20 protein-coding genes are annotated in these 21,262 nt (G+C 64.5%); 16 read left to right on the forward strand and 4 right to left on the reverse strand.

Going from position 1 to position 21,262, the window contains the following annotated elements; genetic code table 11:
- Positions 1-22 precede the first annotated feature (22 nt).
- The 3 genes from topA to N7607_RS09630 all read left to right on the forward strand — a co-directional run bounded on the left by topA (position 23) and on the right by N7607_RS09630 (position 3,678).
- Positions 23-2,632, forward strand: coding sequence for a type I DNA topoisomerase (topA, locus tag N7607_RS09620; protein ID WP_279866416.1), 2,610 nt, complete (start codon positions 23-25; stop codon positions 2,630-2,632).
- Positions 2,633-2,714: 82 nt separating this feature from the next.
- Complete coding sequence (locus tag N7607_RS09625; protein ID WP_279866415.1) at positions 2,715-3,233, forward strand: DUF6586 family protein; 519 nt, start codon at positions 2,715-2,717, stop codon at positions 3,231-3,233.
- A 211-nt stretch (positions 3,234-3,444) separates the two neighbouring features.
- Positions 3,445-3,678: a hypothetical protein gene (locus tag N7607_RS09630; RefSeq protein ID WP_279866414.1), complete on the forward strand. Its 234-nt coding sequence runs from the start codon at positions 3,445-3,447 to the stop codon at positions 3,676-3,678.
- Between the two features lie 62 nt (positions 3,679-3,740).
- On the opposite strand, the gene sulA is transcribed toward N7607_RS09630, so the two are convergent.
- Together sulA and lexA are read right to left on the reverse strand one after the other, a co-directional pair.
- The gene (gene sulA / locus N7607_RS09635) at positions 3,741-4,211 is read right to left on the reverse strand and encodes an SOS-induced cell division inhibitor SulA (protein WP_279866413.1); all 471 of its coding nucleotides are present in this window, start codon (positions 4,209-4,211) and stop codon (positions 3,741-3,743) included.
- A gap of 16 nt (positions 4,212-4,227) precedes the next feature.
- Positions 4,228-4,839, reverse strand: a complete 612-nt coding sequence (gene lexA / locus N7607_RS09640) for a transcriptional repressor LexA (RefSeq protein ID WP_137971789.1) — start codon at positions 4,837-4,839, stop codon at positions 4,228-4,230.
- Positions 4,840-5,082: 243 nt separating this feature from the next.
- On the opposite strand from lexA, the gene N7607_RS09645 reads away from it, so the two are divergent.
- The 4 genes from N7607_RS09645 to N7607_RS09660 are packed head-to-tail and all read left to right on the forward strand — an operon-like array spanning position 5,083 to position 8,128.
- Positions 5,083-5,790 (forward strand): TetR/AcrR family transcriptional regulator, encoded by a 708-nt coding sequence (locus N7607_RS09645; RefSeq protein ID WP_279866412.1) that lies wholly within the window; start codon positions 5,083-5,085, stop codon positions 5,788-5,790.
- Between the two features lie 40 nt (positions 5,791-5,830).
- A complete protein-coding gene (locus N7607_RS09650) occupies positions 5,831-6,355 on the forward strand; it encodes a L,D-transpeptidase (RefSeq protein ID WP_279866411.1) in 525 nt (174 codons plus the stop codon).
- A 36-nt stretch (positions 6,356-6,391) separates the two neighbouring features.
- Positions 6,392-7,375, forward strand: coding sequence for a beta-N-acetylhexosaminidase (gene nagZ, locus N7607_RS09655; protein WP_279866481.1), 984 nt, complete (start codon positions 6,392-6,394; stop codon positions 7,373-7,375).
- A 15-nt stretch (positions 7,376-7,390) separates the two neighbouring features.
- A complete protein-coding gene (locus tag N7607_RS09660) occupies positions 7,391-8,128 on the forward strand; it encodes an S-methyl-5'-thioinosine phosphorylase (protein ID WP_279866410.1) in 738 nt (245 codons plus the stop codon).
- 62 nt (positions 8,129-8,190) lie between these two features.
- On the opposite strand, the gene N7607_RS09665 is transcribed toward N7607_RS09660, so the two are convergent.
- Positions 8,191-8,715 carry a CsiV family protein gene (locus tag N7607_RS09665; protein WP_279866408.1) on the reverse strand — a complete coding sequence of 175 codons (525 nt, stop codon included), beginning with the start codon at positions 8,713-8,715 and terminating at the stop codon, positions 8,191-8,193.
- A 14-nt stretch (positions 8,716-8,729) separates the two neighbouring features.
- Positions 8,730-12,170, reverse strand: a complete 3,441-nt coding sequence (mfd, locus tag N7607_RS09670; RefSeq protein ID WP_279866406.1) for a transcription-repair coupling factor — start codon at positions 12,168-12,170, stop codon at positions 8,730-8,732.
- Positions 12,171-12,322: 152 nt separating this feature from the next.
- Here mfd and N7607_RS09675 point away from each other — a divergent pair, with 152 nt between their 5' ends.
- From N7607_RS09675 to nqrM, 9 genes are all read left to right on the forward strand, one after another.
- Positions 12,323-13,774, forward strand: coding sequence for a glyceraldehyde-3-phosphate dehydrogenase (locus N7607_RS09675; protein WP_279866405.1), 1,452 nt, complete (start codon positions 12,323-12,325; stop codon positions 13,772-13,774).
- A 255-nt stretch (positions 13,775-14,029) separates the two neighbouring features.
- A complete protein-coding gene (locus N7607_RS09680) occupies positions 14,030-15,367 on the forward strand; it encodes a Na(+)-translocating NADH-quinone reductase subunit A (RefSeq protein WP_279866404.1) in 1,338 nt (445 codons plus the stop codon).
- A 1-nt stretch (position 15,368) separates the two neighbouring features.
- Positions 15,369-16,577, forward strand: a complete 1,209-nt coding sequence (locus N7607_RS09685; RefSeq protein ID WP_279866403.1) for an NADH:ubiquinone reductase (Na(+)-transporting) subunit B — start codon at positions 15,369-15,371, stop codon at positions 16,575-16,577.
- Positions 16,570-17,355 (forward strand): Na(+)-translocating NADH-quinone reductase subunit C, encoded by a 786-nt coding sequence (locus N7607_RS09690; RefSeq protein WP_279866402.1) that lies wholly within the window; start codon positions 16,570-16,572, stop codon positions 17,353-17,355. The genes N7607_RS09685 and N7607_RS09690 overlap by 8 nt, the downstream gene beginning before the upstream one ends.
- A complete protein-coding gene (locus tag N7607_RS09695) occupies positions 17,352-18,026 on the forward strand; it encodes an NADH:ubiquinone reductase (Na(+)-transporting) subunit D (protein ID WP_279866401.1) in 675 nt (224 codons plus the stop codon). The genes N7607_RS09690 and N7607_RS09695 overlap by 4 nt, the downstream gene beginning before the upstream one ends.
- On the forward strand, positions 18,026-18,634 hold the full coding sequence (nqrE, locus tag N7607_RS09700; protein ID WP_279866400.1) for an NADH:ubiquinone reductase (Na(+)-transporting) subunit E: 609 nt from the start codon (positions 18,026-18,028) through the stop codon (positions 18,632-18,634). Before N7607_RS09695 ends, nqrE begins: the two co-directional genes overlap by 1 nt.
- A gap of 7 nt (positions 18,635-18,641) precedes the next feature.
- The gene (nqrF, locus tag N7607_RS09705; RefSeq protein ID WP_279866480.1) at positions 18,642-19,868 is read left to right on the forward strand and encodes an NADH:ubiquinone reductase (Na(+)-transporting) subunit F; all 1,227 of its coding nucleotides are present in this window, start codon (positions 18,642-18,644) and stop codon (positions 19,866-19,868) included.
- 106 nt (positions 19,869-19,974) lie between these two features.
- Entirely contained in the window at positions 19,975-21,009 is a 1,035-nt protein-coding gene (locus tag N7607_RS09710; protein WP_279866479.1) for an FAD:protein FMN transferase, read from the forward strand.
- Complete coding sequence (nqrM, locus tag N7607_RS09715; RefSeq protein WP_279866399.1) at positions 21,006-21,239, forward strand: (Na+)-NQR maturation NqrM; 234 nt, start codon at positions 21,006-21,008, stop codon at positions 21,237-21,239. The genes N7607_RS09710 and nqrM overlap by 4 nt, the downstream gene beginning before the upstream one ends.
- Positions 21,240-21,262 lie beyond the last annotated feature (23 nt).

Genomic DNA, 21,262 nt, shown 5'->3' on the forward strand with positions numbered 1-21,262 from the left:
GTATTCAGGAATTCTCCAGTCCATGGGCAAATCGCTGGTCATCGTGGAATCCCCGGCCAAGGCCAAGACCATCAACAAGTACCTGGGCAACCAGTACGTTGTGAAGTCGAGCATCGGCCATATTCGTGACCTGCCCACCAGCGGTTCCGCCAGCGCCAGCAAGGAGCCGTTCAAGCGCGGCAAGGCCGCTGCCGCCGAAGCGCCGGCCCTGTCGCCCAAGGAGAAGGCCAAGCGTCAGCTGTTCGCGCGCATGGGCGTCGATCCCGAGCATGGCTGGAAGGCCAAGTACGAGATCCTGCCCGGCAAGGAAAAGGTGATCGAGGAATTGCGTCGCTTGGCCAAGGATGCCGACACCATCTATCTCGCAACCGACTTGGATCGCGAAGGGGAGGCCATCGCCTGGCACCTGCGCGAGGCCATCGGTGGCGACGACAGCCGCTACAAGCGCGTGGTGTTCAACGAGATCACCAAGAAGGCCATCCAGGAGGCCTTCTCCCAGCCCGGCGAGCTGGATATCAACCGCGTCAACGCGCAGCAGGCGCGCCGCTTCCTCGATCGCGTGGTGGGCTACATGGTCTCGCCGCTGCTGTGGGCCAAGATCGCCCGCGGCCTGTCCGCCGGTCGCGTGCAGTCGGTGGCGGTAAAGCTGGTGGTGGAGCGCGAGAAGGAAATCCGCGCCTTCGTGCCGGAAGAGTACTGGGAAGTCCATGCCGATCTGGGCACCGCCAAGAGCGACAAGGTGCGTTTCGAAGTAGTCCGCGAGAATGGCGAGGCCTTCAAGCCGCTCAACGAGGCTCAGGCCATGGCCGCTCTGGCCAAGCTCAAGGACTCCAGCTACAGCGTGGTCAAGCGCGAGGACAAGCCAACCTCGAGCAAGCCGACCGCTCCCTTCATTACCTCTACCCTGCAGCAGGCGGCGAGCAACCGCCTCGGCTTCGGCGTGAAGAAGACCATGATGATGGCCCAGCGTCTCTACGAGGCCGGCTACATCACCTATATGCGTACCGACTCGACCAACCTGTCGAACGACGCCATCGACATGGTGCGCGGTTTCATCGACAGCGAGTTCGGCAAGAAGTACCTGCCGGCCAAGCCGAACTTCTATTCGAGCAAGGAAGGCGCCCAGGAGGCGCACGAGGCGATCCGCCCGTCTGACGTCAACCTGCGTCCGACCCAGCTGTCCGGCATGGAGCGCGACGCCGAACGCCTTTACGAGCTGATCTGGCGCCAGTTCGTGGCCTGCCAGATGCCGCCGGCCGAATACCTGTCCACCAGCGTCAGCGTGGCCGCCAGTGGCTTCGAGCTGCGCGCCAAGGGTCGCATCCTCAAGTTCGACGGTTACACCAAGGTGTTGCCGCAGCAGGGCAAGCCGGGCGATGACGACGTGCTACCGGAGATGAAGGAGGGCGAGGCGCTCAAGCTGCTCAAGCTCGACCCCAGCCAGCACTTCACCAAGCCGCCGGCACGTTTCTCCGAAGCCAGCCTGGTCAAGGAACTGGAGAAGCGTGGTATCGGTCGTCCGTCCACCTACGCGGCGATCATCTCGACCATCCAGGAGCGTGGCTATGTGGCGGTGCAGAACCGCCGCTTCTACGCGGAGAAGATGGGTGACATCGTCACCGAGCGCCTCGACGAGAGCTTCGCCAACCTGATGGATTATGGCTTCACCGCCGCCATGGAAGAGCATCTGGACGATGTGGCCCAGGGCGAGCGCGACTGGAAGCACCTTCTGGACGAGTTCTACGGCGACTTCAAGAAGAAGCTGGAAGTGGCCGGCGAGGCTGACAAGGGCATGCGTGCCAATCAGCCGACCCCCACCGATATCGCCTGCCGTGATTGCGGACGGCCGATGATGATCCGTACCGCCTCCACAGGCGTGTTCCTCGGTTGCTCCGGCTACGCGCTGCCGCCGAAAGAGCGCTGCAAGGCCACCATCAACCTGATCCCGGGCGACGAGATCGCCGCGGACGATGAGGGCGAGTCCGAGTCGCGTGTGTTGCTGAACAAGCATCGCTGCCCGATCTGCGCCACCGCCATGGATGCCTACCTGCTGGACGAGACCCGCAAGCTGCATATCTGCGGCAACAACCCGGATTGCATCGGCTATGAGATCGAGCAGGGCCAGTACCGTATCAAAGGCTACGAAGGTCCGAGCCTGGAGTGCGACAAGTGCGGCAGCGAGATGCAGCTGAAGACCGGTCGCTTCGGCAAGTTCTTCGGTTGCACCAACGCCAGCTGCAAGAACACCCGCAAGCTGCTGAAGAGCGGCGAGGCGGCGCCGCCGAAGATGGATGCTGTGAAGATGCCCGAACTCAAGTGCGAGAAGGTCGACGACACCTACGTGCTGCGTGACGGCGCCTCCGGCCTGTTCCTCGCCGCCAGCGGCTTCCCCAAGAACCGCGAAACCCGCGCGCCGCTGGTGCTGGAGTTGATCCCGCACAAGGATGAGATTGATCCCAAGTACCACTTCCTTCTGGAGGCGCCGAAGAAGGACCCGGAAGGCCGCCCGGCGGTGATCCGCTACAGCCGCAAGACCAAGGAGCAGTATGTGCAGAGCGAGGTGGACGGCAAGCCCACCGGCTGGCGCGCCTTCTTCGATGGCGGCAAGTGGAAGGTGGAAGACAAGCGCTGATCGCGTTCCAGTCGCGCACTCTGGTGGGTGCGCCGGCTGCCCAATCTCCGAGTATCAGCAAGACGGCTTGCGAGGCATTGTCATGGCCCACGAACTCTATACCCGCACCAATCAGAAGATCTTCTTCGCCGGTCTGGCTCTGGAGAGCCTGCGCAAGGCGGAGGCCGGCGAGGCGGCGAATGCCCAGGCGCTGGTTCATGCCGAGCGCGAGGCTGCGCTATTCCACCTGTATGGAGCGGTGCTTGGCCTGTGCCATGAGGTTGCCGGCTACTACAAGCTGGCCGAGGCCAATGCACCGCGTGTGGAGCTACTGTTGAACCAGGCGGTGCTGCAGTCCTCTCCGACTCCCGAACTGGCGGAAATGGTGGAGGTTGCCCAGCAGCCGGAAAGTTGGCTCGCCCGCCTGCTGGCCGCTCATGCCGAACTGTTTCAGCCACCCCAGGCACCGAAAACCGCCAAGGTCGATCCGACCCTGCCATTGATCACAGCAGTCAGTGTCGAGGAAGAGGCCGCTCCCCTGAGTCGTGACGAGCTGGAGAGCTGGCGTCAGCAGCTCAAGCAGTTGGTGCTGCGTTATCGCGAGTCGCTCAGCGAGTGCTGAGAACCTACTTACGATCTGCTGTACGTCGGCGATACGGCGTTAAAAACAGCTTCAGAATGCTCATTTACTATTCGTAAACTGCGCTTCTTCAACTGTTTTTGCCTTGTCTCGCTCTAGCTCGCGAGATCGTAAATAGCTTCTACGGCCGTCGCTGGACTAGGGCCGGCAAGCCAGGGCTGTTACACTGGCAGCCCGCTAGGAGATCGATGTTATGCCCACTTCCTTCCTCGAAATTGTCGAATTGCCCGACGGCCGCATCATTCTGCGCCGTGCCGAGGATGAGGAAGTGCTGGTGACCCTGGATTTCTCGGCGGACGCCAAGGCCTTCCTGCAAGGCCATCATGTCGAAGTAGCCAAGGCCATGCTCAATGTGGGTGTGCAGATGGCCGGCCGATTGGCCGAAGGTGAAAGCGAGCAGGACGAGCAGCCGCGCGTGCTGCATTGATTACCGAACGCCCGCAAGGGCGCTCGATTCGAAGGCGCTATCCGATGCGCCTTCCGCAACCCTTAATCCAGACGAATATTCAGACTCTGTGCGCTGCCCAGGCGTGCAGCACTGGTCAGGCTCGCCCGCTGACTGGGCTGCAGGCTGATCCAGCTCACCACGGTGTGGCTACGGCCCAGGCGCAGAGCTTCACGAGCTAGGTCCAGCGCTTCCTGGCCGGTGCTGGGTTGCAGTACCAGCAGGCGATCCAGATTGAGGCCGACACTGCGCAGCCAGGCCGTGGTGATGGAAGCGGGCGGGGCGATCAGGGTCAGCCAGCGAGCATCCTGATTCAGGCTGAGCTCGCGCAACACCGGTCCCAGCAGATGGCGGCAGTTGCCGAGCGAACCGGACAGGCGCAGCTCGCTGAACGGCTCGGGTTCGTCGAGCCAGGGGTTTTCCACGACATCGTCGAGGAGCGGCGTCAGTGCATTGCCGAGAAAGGCTTCAAACAGCGGAAGTTGCGAACGATTCAGCGACTGCGGGAACTGCATGAAGCTCTCCTAATTCTCAGCGGCGAATCACGCCGACACTCAAACCTTCGATCACCAGGTCCTGCTCTTCCAGGTTCACCTCGATCGGGGCGAATTCAGGGTTCTCGGCGATCAGCAGGACCTTGCTGCCATTGCGCTGGAAGCGCTTGACGGTCACCTCGTCATCGATGCGCGCCACCACGATCTGGCCGTTGCGGGCTTCGCGGGTGGTGTGCACGGCCAGCAGGTCGCCGTCGAGGATGCCGATGTCCTTCATGCTCATGCCGCGCACGCGCAGCAGATAGTCGGCCTTGGGATGGAAGAACTCCGGATTGATCTTGCAGGAGTCCTCCACATTCTGCTGGGCTAGGATCGGCGCGCCGGCGGCGACTCGGCCGATCACCGGCAGGCCTTCTTCTTCGGCAGCGGCCGGCTCGAAGCCGGGGATGCGGATGCCGCGGGAGGCGCCGGGAGTCATCTCGATCGCGCCCTTGCGCGCAAGGGCCTTGAGATGTTCCTCGGCGGCATTGGGCGACTTGAAGCCAAGCTCTTGGGCGATCTCCGCGCGAGTCGGTGGATAGCCGTTGTCTTCCAGGCAGCGTTTGATGAAGGCGAGGATTTCGGATTGGCGCGGCGTCAGTTTGAGCATGCTGGCGGTCTGTCTGTTTATACAGTTGCTGTGATTATATACAGTGATTCGATGCTGGCAACCCCTGTTTCGTTTGGAGCGTGGAATGGCCATTTCTGCCGTCCAGCGGAGCGGTTGGGGCTTTTCCTTATTTCACCTATGGTTAAATGCGTGACCGAGCAGCCATGAAAGGTCTTGTCAGACTTGACAGGGCGCCAGCCTGAAACGTATGTTTCAAACAAGTGTTTGTCAGGTGAGGGTGTCATGGCTCAATCAGAAACTGTTGAGCGCATCTTGGATGCAGCTGAGCAGCTGTTCGCGGAAAAGGGCTTCGCCGAGACTTCTCTGCGCCTGATTACCAGCAAGGCCGGGGTCAACCTGGCGGCGGTCAACTATCACTTCGGTTCCAAGAAGGCGCTGATCCAGGCAGTGTTCTCGCGCTTCCTCGGGCCATTCTGCATCAGCCTCGAGCGTGAGCTGGATCGTCGCCTGGCCAAGCCGGACGCCAAGGCCAGCCTCGAAGAGCTACTGGAGATGCTGGTGGAGCAGGCCCTGGCGGTGAAGCCGCGCAGTGGTAACGACCTGTCCATCTTCATGCGCCTGCTTGGCCTGGCCTTCAGCCAGAGCCAGGGTCACCTGCGCAAGTATCTGGAAGAGGTGTACGGCAAGGTCTTCCGCCGCTACATGCTGCTGCTTAACGAAGTGGCGCCCAAGCTGCCGCCGTTGGAGATCTTCTGGCGCGTGCACTTCATGCTCGGCGCCGCGGCGTTCAGCATGTCCGGCATCAAGGCCCTGCGTGCCATCGCCGAGAACGACTTCGGCGTGGACACCTCGATCGAGCAGGTGATGCGTCTGATGGTGCCGTTCCTCGCCGCCGGCATGCGTGCCGAAAGCGGGCTGAACGACGAGGCGCTGGCCACCGCCCAGTTCAAGCCGCGCAGCAAGTCGCAGGTAGCCGCCAAGGCCGTCTGATGCTGTGCCCGAGCGGGGCGATGGGCTAAGCTAGCGGCCCATGCGCCCGCTCGATTTCCTGCATATCTCCATTGCCGACCAGTGCCTGTACGGCTTCGCCGACGGGCAGCTGTGCCTGCGCCTGCCGGTTTCCACCGCGCGCAACGGCGCCGGCGAGCAAAGCGGCTCCAACTGCACGCCGCGTGGGCGCCATCAGGTGCGGGCGAAGATCGGCGATGGCCTGCCGCTCGGAGCGGTACTGCGTGGGCGGCGCTGGACCGGCGAGGTCTGGTCCGAGGCGCTGGATGCGCAGTTCCCCGGTCGCGACTGGATCCTCACCCGCATCCTCTGGCTCAGCGGCTGCGAGCCGGGCATCAACCGTCTGGGCAAGGTCGACACCTTTCGTCGCTACGTTTATCTGCACGGCACGCCGGACAATCAGCCCATGGGCGTGCCGCTGTCCCACGGTTGCGTGCGCCTGCGCAACGCCGACCTGCTGGACCTGTTTCCCCGTGTACCGCCGCACTGTGCGGTGCTGATCGACGAGGCGCCACGCCCCGAGTGGGCGACCGCCGAACTCTGTTAAGGACTCTTCGTGACTACACCTCTCTACGGCTCCCTGATGCTGGACATCCAGGGCACCTGGCTGACCGCCGAAGACCGCCGCATCCTGCGTCAGCCGGAAGTTGGCGGCCTTATCCTGTTCGCCCGCAATATCGAAGACCCGCGCCAGGTGCGCGAGCTGTGCGCCTCCATCCGCGCCGTGCGCCCGGATTTGTTGCTGGCGGTGGATCAGGAGGGCGGCCGCGTGCAGCGTCTGCGCAACGGCTTCGTGCGCCTGCCGGCCATGCGCGCCCTGGCTGACAATGACGACGCCGAGCAACTGGCGGAACACTGCGGCTGGCTGATGGCCGCCGAGGTGCTGGCCGTGGGGCTGGACTTGAGCTTTGCCCCGGTGCTGGACCTGGACCACCAGCGCAGCGCCGTAGTTGGCAGCCGCAGCTTCGAGGGTGACGCCGAGCTGGCCGCGCGCCTGGCCGGCGCCTTTATCCGCGGCATGGACGCAGCAGGCATGGCCGCCACCGGCAAGCACTTCCCCGGCCACGGCTGGGCCGAGGCCGACTCGCACGTGGCCATCCCGGTGGATGAGCGCAGTCTGGACGAGATCCGCGCCAGGGACCTGATCCCGTTCCAGCGCCTGAGCCAGCAGCTGGCGGCGGTGATGCCGGCCCACGTCATCTATCCGCAGGTGGACGCCGGCCCGGCCGGTTTCTCGCGGCGCTGGCTGCAGGACATCCTACGCGGCGAGCTGGGCTTCGAGGGGGTGATCTTCAGCGATGACCTGTCCATGGCCGGCGCCCATGTGGTCGGCGACTCCGCCAGCCGTATAGAGGCGGCGCTGAATGCCGGCTGCGACATGGGCCTGGTGTGCAACGACCGCGCCTCCGCCGAGCTGGCCCTCGGCGCCCTGCAGCGCCTCAAGGTGCAGCCGCCCCTGGGGCTGGCGCGCATGCGTGGGCGCGGCTTCGCCCGTACCGACTACCGCGAGCAGCCACGCTGGCTGCAGGCCGTCGCCGCCCTGCGCGCGGCGCAGCTGATCGACTGATTAAGGAAACATCGCATGACCACCTACGCCATCATCGGCGGCACCGGCCTGACCCAGCTGGAAGGCCTGACCCTCAAGCAGGCGCAGAACATCGACACACCCTACGGCGCACCTTCAGCGGCTGTGCTGAGCGGCGAGTACGCTGGCCATGAGGTGCTGTTCCTTGCCCGTCATGGCCACCCGCATCGCATTCCGCCGCATCAGGTGAACTACCGCGCCAACCTGTGGGCGCTGAAACAGGCTGGTGCCGAGGCGATTCTGGCGGTCAACGCCGTGGGTGGCATCCATTCGGCAATGGGCAGCGGTCACCTGTGCGTGGCGCACCAGATCATCGATTACACCTGGGGCAGAGCGCACACCTTCTTCGAGGGCGAGATCGACCACGTCACCCATATCGACTTCAGCTACCCCTACGACGAGGAACTGCGTGGCCGGCTGATCGCCGCGCTGCAGGAGTGCGGTTACCCGCACAGCAGCCACGGTGTGTACGGCGCCACCCAGGGTCCACGCCTGGAAACGGTGGCGGAGATCGCCCGCATGGAGCGCGATGGCTGCGACATCGTCGGCATGACCGGCATGCCCGAGGCAGCCCTGGCGCGTGAGCTGGAGCTGCCCTACGCCTGCCTGGCGCTGGTGGTGAACCCGGCGGCCGGCAAGTCCAGCGGCATCATCACCATGGCCGAGATCGAGGCGGAGCTGGCGCGCGGCATCGACAAGGTGCGCGCGGTACTGGGGCGGGTGCTAAGCGCCTGAGCCTGCCGACCACAAACAAAAAAGCCCCGCATCGCGGGGCTTTTTCATTCATGCAGTAACGATCAGGGCTGGGTGACTTTCACCAGTACGCCCAGGCTGCCGTTGTCCAGGTAGGTCAGCTCGCCCAGCTTGAGGCGGGTCTTCTGCCGTACGCGCTCGCTGCCGCTGAGCAGGCCGTCGGTGTCGAAGCGGTTGATCCAGAAATCCGCCTCCAGGTCGATCAGGCGCTGCTGTTCGCTCAAGGACACTACGCCCTCTACCGGGAAGTGGCCGAACTGCTCGTTGCCGGTGCTCAGTGCGGACTTGGTCGGCACGGCTGCCAGGTTCTGCGCCCAGGCCTTGTGCAGCAGCACTTCGTAGCCGTTGCCCGGGTTGAGCTTGGCGGCCTCGTCGTTCAGCGCGGTGCCGCGCTCATTGCCGGCAATGGGCGCTGCACCCACGGCCCAGTCATCCGGCGCCGGCTGGCTGGAGGAGAGGGCTTCGCCGCCCTGGCGGAAGACCAGCACTTCGATCTGGAACAGGCTGTCGGCGAAGGCCTGGGGGGCCAGCAGGCAGAGCAGCAGGGTGAGGTGGCGAAACGCGCGCATTTGGGTCAGTCCTTTCAGGCGGATTGCGGGGCGAGGCGCTCCAGCAGCGCCTCCAGGGTATTGAAACGTTCTTCCGGGCGCTCCATCGGTACCTGGAATTTGAACTGGGTGGCACCCTCGAACTTGTAGCGGTTCGGGGCACTCTGGATCAGCTTGATCAGTACCAGTGGATCGACACTGGTGTCGCCGGCGAACTCGATGCGCCCGCCTTGCGGGCCGGCGTCGATCTTCTTGATGCCGAGCTTTTCCGCCTGCAGCTTGAGCAGGGTCAGGCGCATCAGGTTCTTGGTCGCCTCCGGCAGCAGGCCGAAGCGGTCGATCATCTCCACCTGCAGCTCCTTCAGGCCGTCCTCGTCGGCGGCCGAGGCGATGCGTTTGTAGAGGATCAGGCGACTGTGCACATCCGGCAGGTAATCGTCCGGAATCAGTGCCGGCACCCGCAGGTTGACCTCCGGACCACCGCCCAGCGGCTGCTCCAGGTTCGGTTGCTCACCCTTGCGGATGGCTTTCACCGCGCGCTCAAGCATTTCCATGTAGAGGGTGAAGCCGACCGCCTGGATCTGCCCGCTCTGGCCGTCGCCGAGCAGCTCGCCGGCGCCGCGGATTTCCAGGTCGTGGGTGGCCAGGACAAAGCCGGCCCCCAGATCCTGGGCATTGGCGATAGCCTCCAGGCGCTTCTGCGCGTCCTCGGTCATGCCCTTGCGTGGCGGGGTGAGCAGGTAGGCGTAAGCCTGGTGGTGACTACGGCCGACTCGGCCGCGCAACTGGTGCAACTGGGCCAGGCCGAACTTGTCGGCGCGCTCGATGAGGATGGTGTTGGCGCTCGGCACGTCGATGCCGGTCTCGATAATGGTCGAGGCCACCAGCACGTTGAAGCGCTTGTGGTAGAAGTCGCTCATCACCCGTTCCAGATCGCGCTCGTGCATCTGCCCGTGGCCGATGCCGATGCGTGCCTCGGGCACCAGGGCGGCCAGGTCGGCGGCGCACTTCTCGATGGTCTTCACGTCGTTGTGCAGGTAGTACACCTGGCCGCCGCGCAGCAGTTCGCGCAGCAGCGCTTCCTTGATCACCGAATCGTGCTGCTCCATGACGAAGGTACGCACCGACAGCCGGCGTGCCGGCGGGGTGGCGATGATCGACAGGTCGCGCATGCCCGACACCGCCATATTCAGCGTGCGCGGGATCGGCGTGGCGGTGAGTGTGAGGATATCGACTTCGCTGCGCAGGGCCTTGAGCTGCTCCTTCTGGCGCACGCCGAAGCGATGTTCCTCGTCGATGATGCACAGGCCCAGGTCCTTGAAGCGCACATCGTCCTGCAGCAGCTTGTGGGTGCCGATGACGATATCGATCTTGCCCTCAGCCAGCTTGGCCACTGCTTCGCTGACTTCCTTGGCCGACTTGAAGCGGCTCATCACCTCGACCGTTACCGGCCAGTCGGCGAAGCGGTCGCGGAAGCTGTTGTAGTGCTGCTGGGCGAGCAGGGTGGTCGGCACCAGCACCGCCACCTGGCGGCCGCTGTGCACGGCGATAAAGGCCGCGCGCATGGCCACCTCGGTCTTGCCGAAGCCGACGTCGCCGCAGACCAGGCGGTCCATCGGCTTGGCTGCCAGCATGTCCTCGCGCACCGCGTCGATGGCGTTCTGCTGGTCCGGGGTTTCCTCGAAGGGGAAGCCGGCGCTGAAGGTGGCGTAGTCGGCGGCCGGGTCCTTGAACGCATAGCCCTCGCGGGCGGCGCGGCGGGCGTAGATGTCGAGCAGCTCGGCGGCGACATCGCGCACCTGCTCGGCAGCCTTGCGCTTGGCCTTCTGCCAGGTCTCGGAACCCAGGCGGTGCAACGGCGCCAGGGCATCGTCGCTGCCGGTGTAGCGGGCGATCAGGTGCAGGCTGGCCACCGGCACGTAGAGTTTGGCTTCCTCGGCGTACATCAGGGCGAGGAATTCGGCGGCCTGGCCGTCGAACTCCATGGTCACCAGGCCCAGGTAGCGGCCGACGCCATGGTCGATATGCACCACCGGCGCGCCTTCGCGCAGCTCGGTGAGGTTCTTGATCACGTTGTCGCCACCATCGCGGGATTTCTCGCGGCGGCGGCGCTGCATCACGCGTTGGCCGAACAGCGGGCTCTCGGCGACCAGGGCGATCTTGTCGAGCAGCAGGCCCTCGTCCAGCGGGGCGATGCAGATGGCCAGGCGCTCGCGGCTGTCAGTGAACTCCGTCCAGCCGGCCACTTCGATGGGCTTGAGTTTGAGCCGCGCCAGCAGTTCCAGCAGCACTTCACGGCGACCGGCGGACTCGGCGCTGAACAGCACGCGGCCCGGGTATTCCTCGATAAAGCGGCGCAGCGCCGCCAGCGGCTCGCTGGCCTTGGCCTGGATTGCCAGATCGGGCAGGGCACGGGCGTCGAAACGCTCACGGCCGACGCCGACTTCCACGTCTTCCTGGCTGACCACCACGCGCGGCCAGTGCTTCAGACGGGCGAAGCAGTCCTCCACCGGCAGGAAGATGTCGGCCGGCGGCAGCAGCGGCCGCTCGGGGTCGACGCGGCGATCCTCGTAGCGGTTGCGTGCGTCGGTCCAGAACTGTTCGGCGGCCTGCTCGATGCCCGGCAGGGAGAACACCTGGGTGTCGCCCGGCAGGTAGTCGAACAGGGTGCCGGTTTCCTCGAAGAACAGCGGCAGGTAGTACTCGATGCCGGCCGGGGTGATGCCGGAGGCGAGGTCCTGATAGATCGGACAGCGGCGGAAGTCGACGTCGAAGCGCTCGCGGAAGCGCCCGCGGAAGTCGGTGACGGCCTTCTTCTCCAGCGGGAACTCGCGGGCTGGCAGCAGGCGGATCGACTCCACCTTGTCCACCGAGCGCTGGGTCTCCGGGTCGAAGGTGCGCAGGGTCTCGATCTCGTCGTCGAACAGGTCGATGCGGTAGGGCGTGTCGCTGCCCATGGGGAACAGATCGATCAGCGCGCCGCGCACGGCGAACTCGCCATGTTCGTAGACGGTATCCACGCAGCGGTAGCCGGCGGCTTCCAGGCGTGCGCGCATCTCCTCCACGTCGAGCTTCTGGCCGATGTCCAGCACCAGGCTTGAGCCGAGCAGGAAGCGGGTCGGCGCCAGGCGGTGCAGGGCAGTAGCGATTGGCACTACCAGCACGCCGTGCTTGATCTCCGGCAGGCGATAGAGCGTGGCGATACGCTGGGAAATGATGTCCTGGTGCGGCGAAAACACATCGTACGGGAGGGTTTCCCAGTCCGGGAAGTGCAGCACCGGCAGGTCAGGGGCGAAGAACGCCAGCTCTTCCTGCAGGCGCTCGGCGCTCTGGCTGTCGGCGGTCAGCAGCAGGGTGAAGCGCTTGGCGGCGCTGGCGGCCTCGGCCACGGCCAGGCTCAGCGCGGCCCCGGGCAGGTTGCCCCAGTGCTGTTTGCCGGCGGCGCCCGGCAGTTTCGGCAAGTGCAGTACGGACACGGGTGTCACGGCCCCAGGCGAAAAGAAGGGGGCGATTGTAACGAGCGGAGGTATCTACTGTCAGTTACGACGGGCGCACATTGCTCAGTGCAGTGGGCGCCGTCATAATGTAGCCCCTTTTTTCAGCCCCTACATGTGGAAGGTAATTGCCCGTGACCCAGAAGCCCGACCAGTGTCTCGGTGAGTGGATTGATCGTGAAGCCCTCGCAGAAGCGATGATTCCTATGATCGGTCAGCTCTACCGCAACAACAGCGTGGTGACCTCGATCTACGGCCGTGGTCTGATCAACCGTTCGGTGATCGACATTCTCAAAGCCCATCGCTTCGCCCGTCACCGCCTGGCTGACGAAGGCAGCGAGCTGTCGGTGCACGATACCTTCCCCATCCTCAAGGCCATGAGCGAGCTCAAGCTGGGCGCCGCCTCCGTGGACTTGGGCAAGATGGCCAGCAAGTTCAAGACCGAAGGCAACGGCCGCGCCGTCGAGCAGTTCGTCAAGGAAGAACTGGCCGACGTGGTCGGCAAGCAGAACGGCGCCGCCCGCGAAGGCACCGACGTGGTCCTGTACGGCTTCGGTCGCATCGGCCGCCTGCTGGCGCGCATCCTGATCGAGAAAACCGGTGGCGGCGACGGCCTGCGCCTGCGTGCCATCGTCGTGCGCAAAGGCTCCAGCAATGACCTGGTCAAGCGCGCCAGCCTGCTGCGCCGCGACTCGGTACACGGCAAGTTCGATGGCACCATCACCATCGACGAAGAGAACAACACCCTGACCGCCAACGGCAACCTGATCCAGGTGATCTACGCCAAGTCGCCGAGCGAAGTCGACTATACCCAGTACGGCATCAAGAACGCCCTGCTGGTCGACAACACCGGCGTATGGCGCGATGCCGATGGCCTGGGCCAGCACCTGGCCTGCCCGGGTGTCGACCGCGTGGTTCTGACCGCACCGGGCAAGGGCGCGCTGAAGAACATCGTGCACGGCATCAACCACAGCGAAATCACCGCTGACGACAAGATCATCTCCGCCGCTTCCTGCACCACCAACGCCATCGTGCCGGTGCTGAAGGCCGTGAATGACCAGTACGGCATCGTCAACGGCCACGTCGAAACCGTTCACTCGTACACCAACGACCAGAACCTGATCGACAACTTCCACAAGGGCGATCGCCGTGGCCGCAGTGCGCCGCTGAACATGGTGATCACCGAGACCGGTGCCGCCACTGCAGCCGCCAAGGCCCTGCCGGTGCTGAAAGGCAAGCTGACCGGCAACGCCATTCGCGTACCGACGCCGAACGTCTCCATGGCCATCCTCAACCTGAATTTGGAGAAGGCCACCACCCGCGAAGAGATCAACGAGTACCTGCGCCAGATGGCCATGCACTCGGACCTGCAGAAGCAGATCGACTTCGTCCAGTCCCAGGAAGTGGTGTCCACCGACTTCGTCGGCTCGCGCCACGCCGGTGTGGTCGATGCCGAAGCCACCATCTGCAACGACAACCGTGTCGTGCTGTACGTGTGGTACGACAACGAGTTCGGTTACAGCTGCCAGGTGGTGCGCGTGATGGAAGACATGGCTGGGGTCAACCCGCCGGCCTTCCCGCGCTAAGCGTCAGGGCAATACGCAAAACGGGAGCTTCGGCTCCCGTTTTGTTTTTCTGCCGACTGTACTTTGTCGCGCCGTATTGCGACCAGATGGTCCGAATTAGTTCTCGCGGTGTGCGCTTCCGGGTTATGTCCTTATAATCCCAGCCTTTTTCACCCAGCTGACCTGAGATTCTTATCCTGTGGCCGCCGTTGGGCTGCTCTGGTGCGGGGTATTCGCTGGGTGATCGAGTAGCGGTTTATGCAGATGGACCATTCGATGATCAAGATAAAACGCGGGTTGGATCTGCCCATTGCCGGTGCGCCGCAACAGCGCATTGAACCGGCCAGGGCGGTACGCAGCGTGGCCGTGCTCGGTTGCGACTATCACGGCATGAAGCCAACCATGGCGGTGCAGGTCGGTGACCGGGTCAGCCTTGGTCAGGTGCTGTTCTCCGACAAGAAGAACCTGGGCGTGCACTTCACCGCGCCCGGTGCCGGCGTGGTGGCGGCGATCCATCGCGGCGAGCAGCGCGTGCTGCAGTCGGTGGTCATCGATCTGGATGGCGATGAAGCCGTGGCGTTCGACCATTACGAGGTCGGACAACTGGCGAGTCTGCCAGGCGAGGCGGTGCGCGATAACCTGCAGCGCTCCGGACTGTGGGCCGCATTGCGGACCCGCCCGTACAGCAAGGTGCCGGCGATCGACGCGGTGCCCAGCTCGATCTTCGTCACCGCCATCGATACCCATCCGCTGGCCGCCGACCCTGCGCTGGTCATTGCCGAGCGGGCCGATGACTTCGCCAATGGCCTGACCGTGCTGGCGCGCCTGGGCAAGGTGTTCCTGTGCAAGGCGGCCGATGTGGCGCTGCCGGGCGAGGCCCAGGCCGGTGTGCAGGCGGCGGCGTTCTCCGGCGTTCACCCGGCGGGGCTGCCGGGCACCCATATTCATTTCCTCGACCCGGTCTCGGCCGGCAAGAGCGTCTGGCAGATCGGTTACCAGGATGTGCTGGCCGTCGGCGCGCTGTTCACCAGCGGTCGCCTGAACGTCGAGCGCGTGGTCGCCCTGGCCGGGCCGGTGGTCGAGCAGCCGCGTCTGCTGCGTACCCGTCTGGGGGCCAGCCTGGAGGAGTTGACCGCCGGTGAGCTGCAGCCGGGTAGCAATCGCACCATTTCCGGCTCGGTGCTGGGTGGGCGTACCTCGCGTGGCGCCTTCGCCTTCCTCGGTCGCTATCACGTGCAGGTCTCCTGTCTGCACGAGGGCCATGAGCGTGAGCTGCTGCACTACCTGCGCGCCGGGGTGAACAAGCACTCGGTACTGAACATCTTCGTCTCCAAGCTGCTTGGCGGCAAAAAGCTGGCCATGGACACCAGTACCAACGGTAGCCCGCGCGCCATGGTGCCGGTGGGCAACTACGAGGCGGTGATGCCGCTGGATATCCTCGCCACCCAGCTGCTGCGCTACCTGATCGTCGGTGACACCGAGATGGCGCAGAAGCTCGGCTGCCTGGAGCTGGATGAGGAAGACCTGGCGTTGTGCAGCTATGTCTGCGCCGGCAAGTATGAATACGGCCCGATCCTGCGGGACAACCTGACTCGCATCGAGATGGAGGGCTGACATGGGCCTGCGCAAATTCCTCGACAAGATCGAGCACAACTTCGAGAAGGGCGGCAAGCACGAGAAGTGGTACGCCCTGTACGAGGCGGTGGACACCTTCTTCTATCGCCCGGGCAGCGTGACCAAGAGCACCGCCCACGTGCGTGACGGCATCGATCTCAAACGCATGATGATCACCGTCTGGCTGTGCACCTTCCCGGCGATGTTCTTCGGCATGTGGAACATCGGCTACCAGGCCAACAGCATCTTCGCCGGCAATGCCGAGCTGCTGGCCGCCCAGGAAGGCTGGCGCTTCGGCCTGATCGGCGCGCTGGCGGGCTTCGACCCGAACAGCCTGTGGGACAACTTCATCCAGGGCGCGGCGTACTTCCTGCCGGTGTACCTGACCACTTTCATCGTCGGTGGCTTCTGGGAAGTGCTGTTCGCCTCCATTCGCCGCCACGAGGTCAACGAGGGTTTCTTCGTCACCTCCGTGCTGTTCGCCCTGACCCTGCCGCCGGACATTCCGCTGTGGCAGGTGGCCCTGGGTATCAGCTTCGGCGTGGTGATCGGCAAGGAGGTGTTCGGCGGCACCGGCAAGAACTTCCTCAACCCGGCGTTGGTCGGCCGTGCCTTCCTGTTCTTCGCCTATCCGGCGCAGATGTCCGGCGACATGGTGTGGACCTCGGTGGACGGCTATGCCGGCGCCACCGCGCTGTCCGTGGCCGCCGCCAGCGGCATGGATCAGCTCGCTGCCAACGGCCTGTCCTGGTGGAATGCCTTCGTCGGCCTGGAGCAGGGCTCCATGGGTGAGACCAGCGTGCTGGCCATCTTCATCGGTGGCGCCTTCCTGCTGCTGACCAAGATCGCCTCGTGGCGCATCGTCGCCGGCGTGATGCTGGGCATGGTCGCCATGAGCTACCTGTTCAATGCCATCGGCTCGGCAACCAACCCGATGTTCGCCATGCCCTGGTACTGGCATCTGGTGGTCGGCGGCTTCGCCTTCGGCATGATCTTCATGGCCACCGACCCGGTATCGGCGTCGATGACCAACACCGGCAAGTGGATCTTCGGCGCGCTGATCGGCGTCATGGTGGTGCTGATACGCGTGGTCAACCCGGCCTTCCCGGAAGGCATGATGCTGGCGATCCTGTTCGCCAACCTCTGTGCACCGCTGATCGACCATTTCGTGGTGCAGGCCAACATCAAGCGGAGGATCGCCCGTGGCTAACAAGGAATCCACCGTTCGCACCCTGACCGTGGCGGTGCTGGTGTGCCTGGTCTGCTCGGTGTTCGTCGCCGGCGCCGCCGTGGCGCTCAAGCCGACCCAGATGGAGAACCGCCAGCTGGACAAACAGCGCAGCATCCTGGCCATTGCCGGCCTTGGCGAGGCGGGCATGTCCGGCAAGCAGGTGAAGGAACTGTTCGCCGAGCGCATCCAGGCCCGCGTGGTCGATCTGGACAGCGGCACCTTCAGCGATGCCCAGGACGCCGCGACCTACGACCCGCTCAAGGCGGCCAAGGACCCGCAGCTGTCCAAGCCGCTCGATGGCGCCAAGGACATCGCCTCGATCAAGCGCCGCGAGCACCACTCCACCGTGTACATGGTGGAGAGCGATGGCGAATTGCAGACCCTGATCCTGCCGGTGCGCGGCTACGGCCTGTGGTCGACCCTGCACGGCTTCATCGCGGTGAAGGGCGACCTCAACACCGTGGTCGGTTTCGGCTTCTACCAGCACGGCGAGACCCCTGGCCTCGGCGGTGAGGTGGACAATCCGAAGTGGAAGGGTCTGTGGACCGGCAAGACCCTGTTCGACGACGACGGCGACCTGGCGGTCGAGATCATCAAGGGCAGCGTCGACCCGCAGTCGGCCAAGGCCACGCACCAGATCGACGGCCTCGCCGGCGCCACCCTGACCAGCAAGGGCGTCAACAACCTGCTGCATTTCTGGCTCGGCGAGAATGGCTTCGGCCCGCTGCTGGTCAACCTGAAGAAAGGGGAGGCATGAGCATGTCGCAACCCACGATCAAGAGCGTGCTGCTCGATCCGATCTTCCATAACAACCCCATCGGCCTGCAGATCCTTGGCATCTGCTCGGCCCTGGCGGTCACCTCCAACCTGAAGACCGCCCTGGTGATGTCGATTGCCCTGACCCTGGTAACCGGCTTCTCCAACCTGTTCATCTCCATGATCCGCAGTCAGATCCCCAGCAGCATCCGCATGATCGTGCAGATGGTGATCATTGCCTCGCTGGTGATCGTGGTGGATCAGGTCCTCAGGGCCTTCGCCTTCAGCCTGGCCAAGCAGCTGTCGGTGTTCGTCGGCCTGATCATCACCAACTGCATCGTGATGGGCCGTGCCGAGGCCTTCGCCATGCAGAATCCGCCCGTGCTGTCGTTCTTCGATGGCATCGGCAACGGCCTGGGCTACAGCGCCATGCTCATCGTCCTCGGCGTGATCCGTGAGCTGTTCGGCTCGGGCAAGCTGCTTGGCTACACCATCCTGCCGACCGTCAACGACGGCGGCTGGTACCAGCCCAACGGCATGCTGCTGCTGCCGCCCTCGGCCTTCTTCCTGATCGGCCTGATCATCTGGGCGCTGCGCAGCTGGAAGCCGGAGCAGAAAGAGGCGCCGACCTTCCGTATGGCCCCGCAGGTTTCGGATAAGGAGGCCTACTGATGGAGCATTACCTCAGCCTGTTCGTGAAGGCGGTGTTCATCGAGAACATGGCGCTGGCCTTCTTCCTCGGCATGTGCACCTTCATCGCCATCTCCAAGAAGGTCGAGACTGCTATCGGTCTGGGCATCGCGGTGGTCGTGGTGCAGGCCATCACCGTGCCGGCCAACAACCTGCTGTACACCTACCTGCTCAAGGAGGGCGCGCTGGCCTGGGCCGGCCTGCCGGACGTCGACCTGTCGTTCCTCGGTCTGCTCAGCTACATCGGGGTGATCGCCGCCATCGTGCAGATCCTCGAGATGCTGCTGGATAAGTACGTGCCGTCCCTCTACAACGCCCTCGGCGTGTTCCTGCCGCTGATCACGGTGAACTGCGCCATCATGGCCGGCTCGCTGTTCATGGTGGAGCGCGACTACAACCTGGGCGAGAGCGTGACCTACGGCCTCGGCTCCGGTTTCTCCTGGGCCCTGGCCATCGCGCTGCTGGCCGGCATCCGCGAGAAGCTCAAGTACAGCGACGTGCCCGAGGGCTTGCAGGGCCTGGGTATTACCTTCATCACCATCGGTCTGATGTCGCTCGGCTTCATGTCGTTCGGCGGCATCCAGCTGTAAGGAGTACCTGATGGGTTTTGAAATCGTATTGGCCATCGGCATGTTCACCGCCATCGTGCTGGCGCTGGTGGTGATCATCCTCGCGGCGCGCGCCAAGCTGGTCTCCAGCGGCGACGTGAACATCGTCATCAACGGCGAGCGAACGCTCACCGTGCCGGCCGGCGGCAAGCTGCTGCAGACGCTGGCGGCGAACAACGTGTTCCTGTCCTCGGCCTGCGGTGGCGGCGGTACCTGCGCCCAGTGCAAGTGCGTGGTCGAGAGCGGCGGCGGCGAGATGCTGCCGACCGAGGAGTCGCACTTCACCAAGCGCGAGGCCAAGGCCGGCTGGCGCCTGTCCTGCCAGACCCCGGTCAAGCAGGACATGCACATCGAAGTCGACGAAGAAGTCTTCGGCGTGAAGAGGTGGGAATGCACGGTGGAGTCCAACCCCAACGTCGCCACCTTCATCAAGGAACTGACCCTGCGCCTGCCGGAAGGCGAGAGCGTGGACTTCCGTGCCGGCGGTTACGTGCAGCTGGAGTGCCCGCCGCACGAGGTGCACTACAAGGACTTCGACATCCAGCCCGAGTATCGCGGCGACTGGGACAAGTTCAACCAGTGGAAGTACGTGTCCAAGGTCGACGAGACGGTGATCCGTGCCTACTCCATGGCCAACTACCCGGACGAGAAGGGCATCGTCAAATTCAACATCCGCATCGCCTCGCCGCCGCCGGGCAAAGACCAGTTGCCGCCGGGGCAGATGTCGTCCTGGGTGTTCAACCTCAAGCCGGGCGACAAGGTCACCGTGTACGGTCCGTTCGGCGAGTTCTTCGCCAAGGACACCGATGCCGAGATGATCTTCATCGGCGGTGGCGCCGGCATGGCGCCGATGCGCTCGCATATCTTCGACCAGCTCAAGCGCCTCGGCTCCAAGCGCAAGATCAGCTTCTGGTACGGCGCCCGCTCGCTGCGCGAGGCCTTCTACACCGAGGAGTACGACGCGCTCGCCGCGGAGAATCCCAACTTCGAGTGGCACCTGGCGCTGTCCGATCCGCAGCCGGAAGACAATTGGCAGGGGCTGAAAGGCTTTATCCACAACGTGCTGTTCGAGCAGTACCTCAAGGACCATCCGGCGCCCGAGGACTGCGAGTTCTACATGTGCGGCCCGCCCATGATGAACGCCGCCGTGATCAAGATGCTGCTGGACCTCGGGGTAGAGCGCGAGAATATCCTGCTGGATGACTTCGGTGGCTAAAACTCGGCCTGATTGGCTACTGCGCTTGCGTCTTGTGCCACAGGCAGTGCTCGGAATCCGCTGCTCGTACATCGCGGTTCCTGCGCGCTGGCTGCAGCCCAATACGCTGCGCTCGCTACGCCACTCAAGCCAAGTTTGCCCTGCGGTATGCCTGCTGCTGGCCAGCGCTCTGCTGGCCGGCTGCGGCGCCAAGATCGAGGAGTTCGGCGGCCCGACCATGGGCAGCCACTACTCGTTGAAGTACGTGGCGGGCGAGGGCACTCCCGAACCCGTGGCGCTCAAGGCCGAGGTCGATGGCCTGCTGGCCGAGGTGGATGCGCAGATGTCCAACTGGCGCGCCGATTCCGATCTTGCCGAATTCAATAGCCTGCCCGCCGGCAGCTGCCGTGCCATGCCTGCCGCGGTGTTGCAGCTGGTGCGTTTCGGCGAGGGCCTGTCGGCCGACAGCCAGGGCGCCTTCGACCTGACCCTCGAACCCTTGCTCGACCTCTGGGGCTTCGGCCCGCAGGCGCGGGGCGAGAAGGTGCCCAGCGCCGAAGAGATCGCCGCGGCCCGCGCCAGCGTCGGTCATCAGCACCTGCGCATCGACGGCGAGCAGCTGTGCAAGGACGCCGCGACCCAGCTCGACCTCAACAGCATCGCCGCCGGCTTCGCGGTCGACCACATCGCCGCGCGCCTGGAAGCGCTCGGCGTGCACAGCTACCTGCTCGACGTCACCGGCGAGCTCAAGGCCGCCGGGCGCAAGCCGGATGGCAGCGCCTGGCGCATCGCCATCGAGGCGCCGCGCGACGACCGCCAGGTGGCGCAGAAAGTGCTGCAGCTGGACGGCCTCGGCGTTTCCACCTCGGGTGACTACCGCAACTATTTCGAGCAGGACGGCCGTCGCTATTCGCACACCCTCGACCCGCAGACCGGCGCGCCCATCGAGCACCGCCTGGCCTCGGTGACGGTGGTCGATCCGCTGACCTTGCGCGCCGACGGGCTGTCTACGCTATTGATGGTGCTGGGGCCGGAGCGCGGCTACGCCTTCGCCGAGCGCGAGGCCATCGCGGCGTTCTTCGTCACCCGCACCGACAAGGGCTTCGCCAGCCGCGCGACGCCCGAATTCATCCGCCGTTTCGGCGAAGGAGAAAGCCCATGACCTGGGTTCTGGTATTCGGCCTGATGCTGCTGGTAGTGCTGGGCATGGCCGTCGGCGTGATCTTCGGGCGCAAGCCCATCGCCGGTTCCTGCGGCGGTATCGCCAATCTCGGCATCGAGAAGGAGTGTTCGATCTGCGGTGGCAGTCGCGAGAAGTGCGAAGAGGTCAATCGCGGGAAGAATGGCGATGTAGTGGACGCAACGCTCGCCTACGCCGCGACCAAGCGCTAATGTGCCGGGCAAAATCGCACGGC

This window comes from Pseudomonas sp. GD04019 (genome assembly GCF_029837695.1).
Lineage (GTDB): Bacteria > Pseudomonadota > Gammaproteobacteria > Pseudomonadales > Pseudomonadaceae > Aquipseudomonas.

Excerpts from the sequence above, each read along its gene's own strand:
- topA (WP_279866416.1), top strand. The coding sequence starts at position 23 with ATGGGCAAATCGCTGGTCATCGTGGAATCCCCGGCCAAGGCCAAGACC.
- N7607_RS09625 (WP_279866415.1), top strand. The coding sequence starts at position 2,715 with ATGGCCCACGAACTCTATACCCGCACCAATCAGAAGATCTTCTTCGCC.
- N7607_RS09630 (WP_279866414.1), top strand. The coding sequence starts at position 3,445 with ATGCCCACTTCCTTCCTCGAAATTGTCGAATTGCCCGACGGCCGCATC.
- sulA (WP_279866413.1), bottom strand. The coding sequence starts at position 4,211 with ATGCAGTTCCCGCAGTCGCTGAATCGTTCGCAACTTCCGCTGTTTGAA.
- lexA (WP_137971789.1), bottom strand. The coding sequence starts at position 4,839 with ATGCTCAAACTGACGCCGCGCCAATCCGAAATCCTCGCCTTCATCAAA.
- N7607_RS09645 (WP_279866412.1), top strand. The coding sequence starts at position 5,083 with ATGGCTCAATCAGAAACTGTTGAGCGCATCTTGGATGCAGCTGAGCAG.
- N7607_RS09650 (WP_279866411.1), top strand. The coding sequence starts at position 5,831 with ATGCGCCCGCTCGATTTCCTGCATATCTCCATTGCCGACCAGTGCCTG.
- nagZ (WP_279866481.1), top strand. The coding sequence starts at position 6,392 with ATGCTGGACATCCAGGGCACCTGGCTGACCGCCGAAGACCGCCGCATC.
- N7607_RS09660 (WP_279866410.1), top strand. The coding sequence starts at position 7,391 with ATGACCACCTACGCCATCATCGGCGGCACCGGCCTGACCCAGCTGGAA.
- N7607_RS09665 (WP_279866408.1), bottom strand. The coding sequence starts at position 8,715 with ATGCGCGCGTTTCGCCACCTCACCCTGCTGCTCTGCCTGCTGGCCCCC.
- N7607_RS09680 (WP_279866404.1), top strand. The coding sequence starts at position 14,030 with ATGATCAAGATAAAACGCGGGTTGGATCTGCCCATTGCCGGTGCGCCG.
- N7607_RS09685 (WP_279866403.1), top strand. The coding sequence starts at position 15,369 with ATGGGCCTGCGCAAATTCCTCGACAAGATCGAGCACAACTTCGAGAAG.
- N7607_RS09695 (WP_279866401.1), top strand. The coding sequence starts at position 17,352 with ATGAGCATGTCGCAACCCACGATCAAGAGCGTGCTGCTCGATCCGATC.
- nqrE (WP_279866400.1), top strand. The coding sequence starts at position 18,026 with ATGGAGCATTACCTCAGCCTGTTCGTGAAGGCGGTGTTCATCGAGAAC.
- nqrM (WP_279866399.1), top strand. The coding sequence starts at position 21,006 with ATGACCTGGGTTCTGGTATTCGGCCTGATGCTGCTGGTAGTGCTGGGC.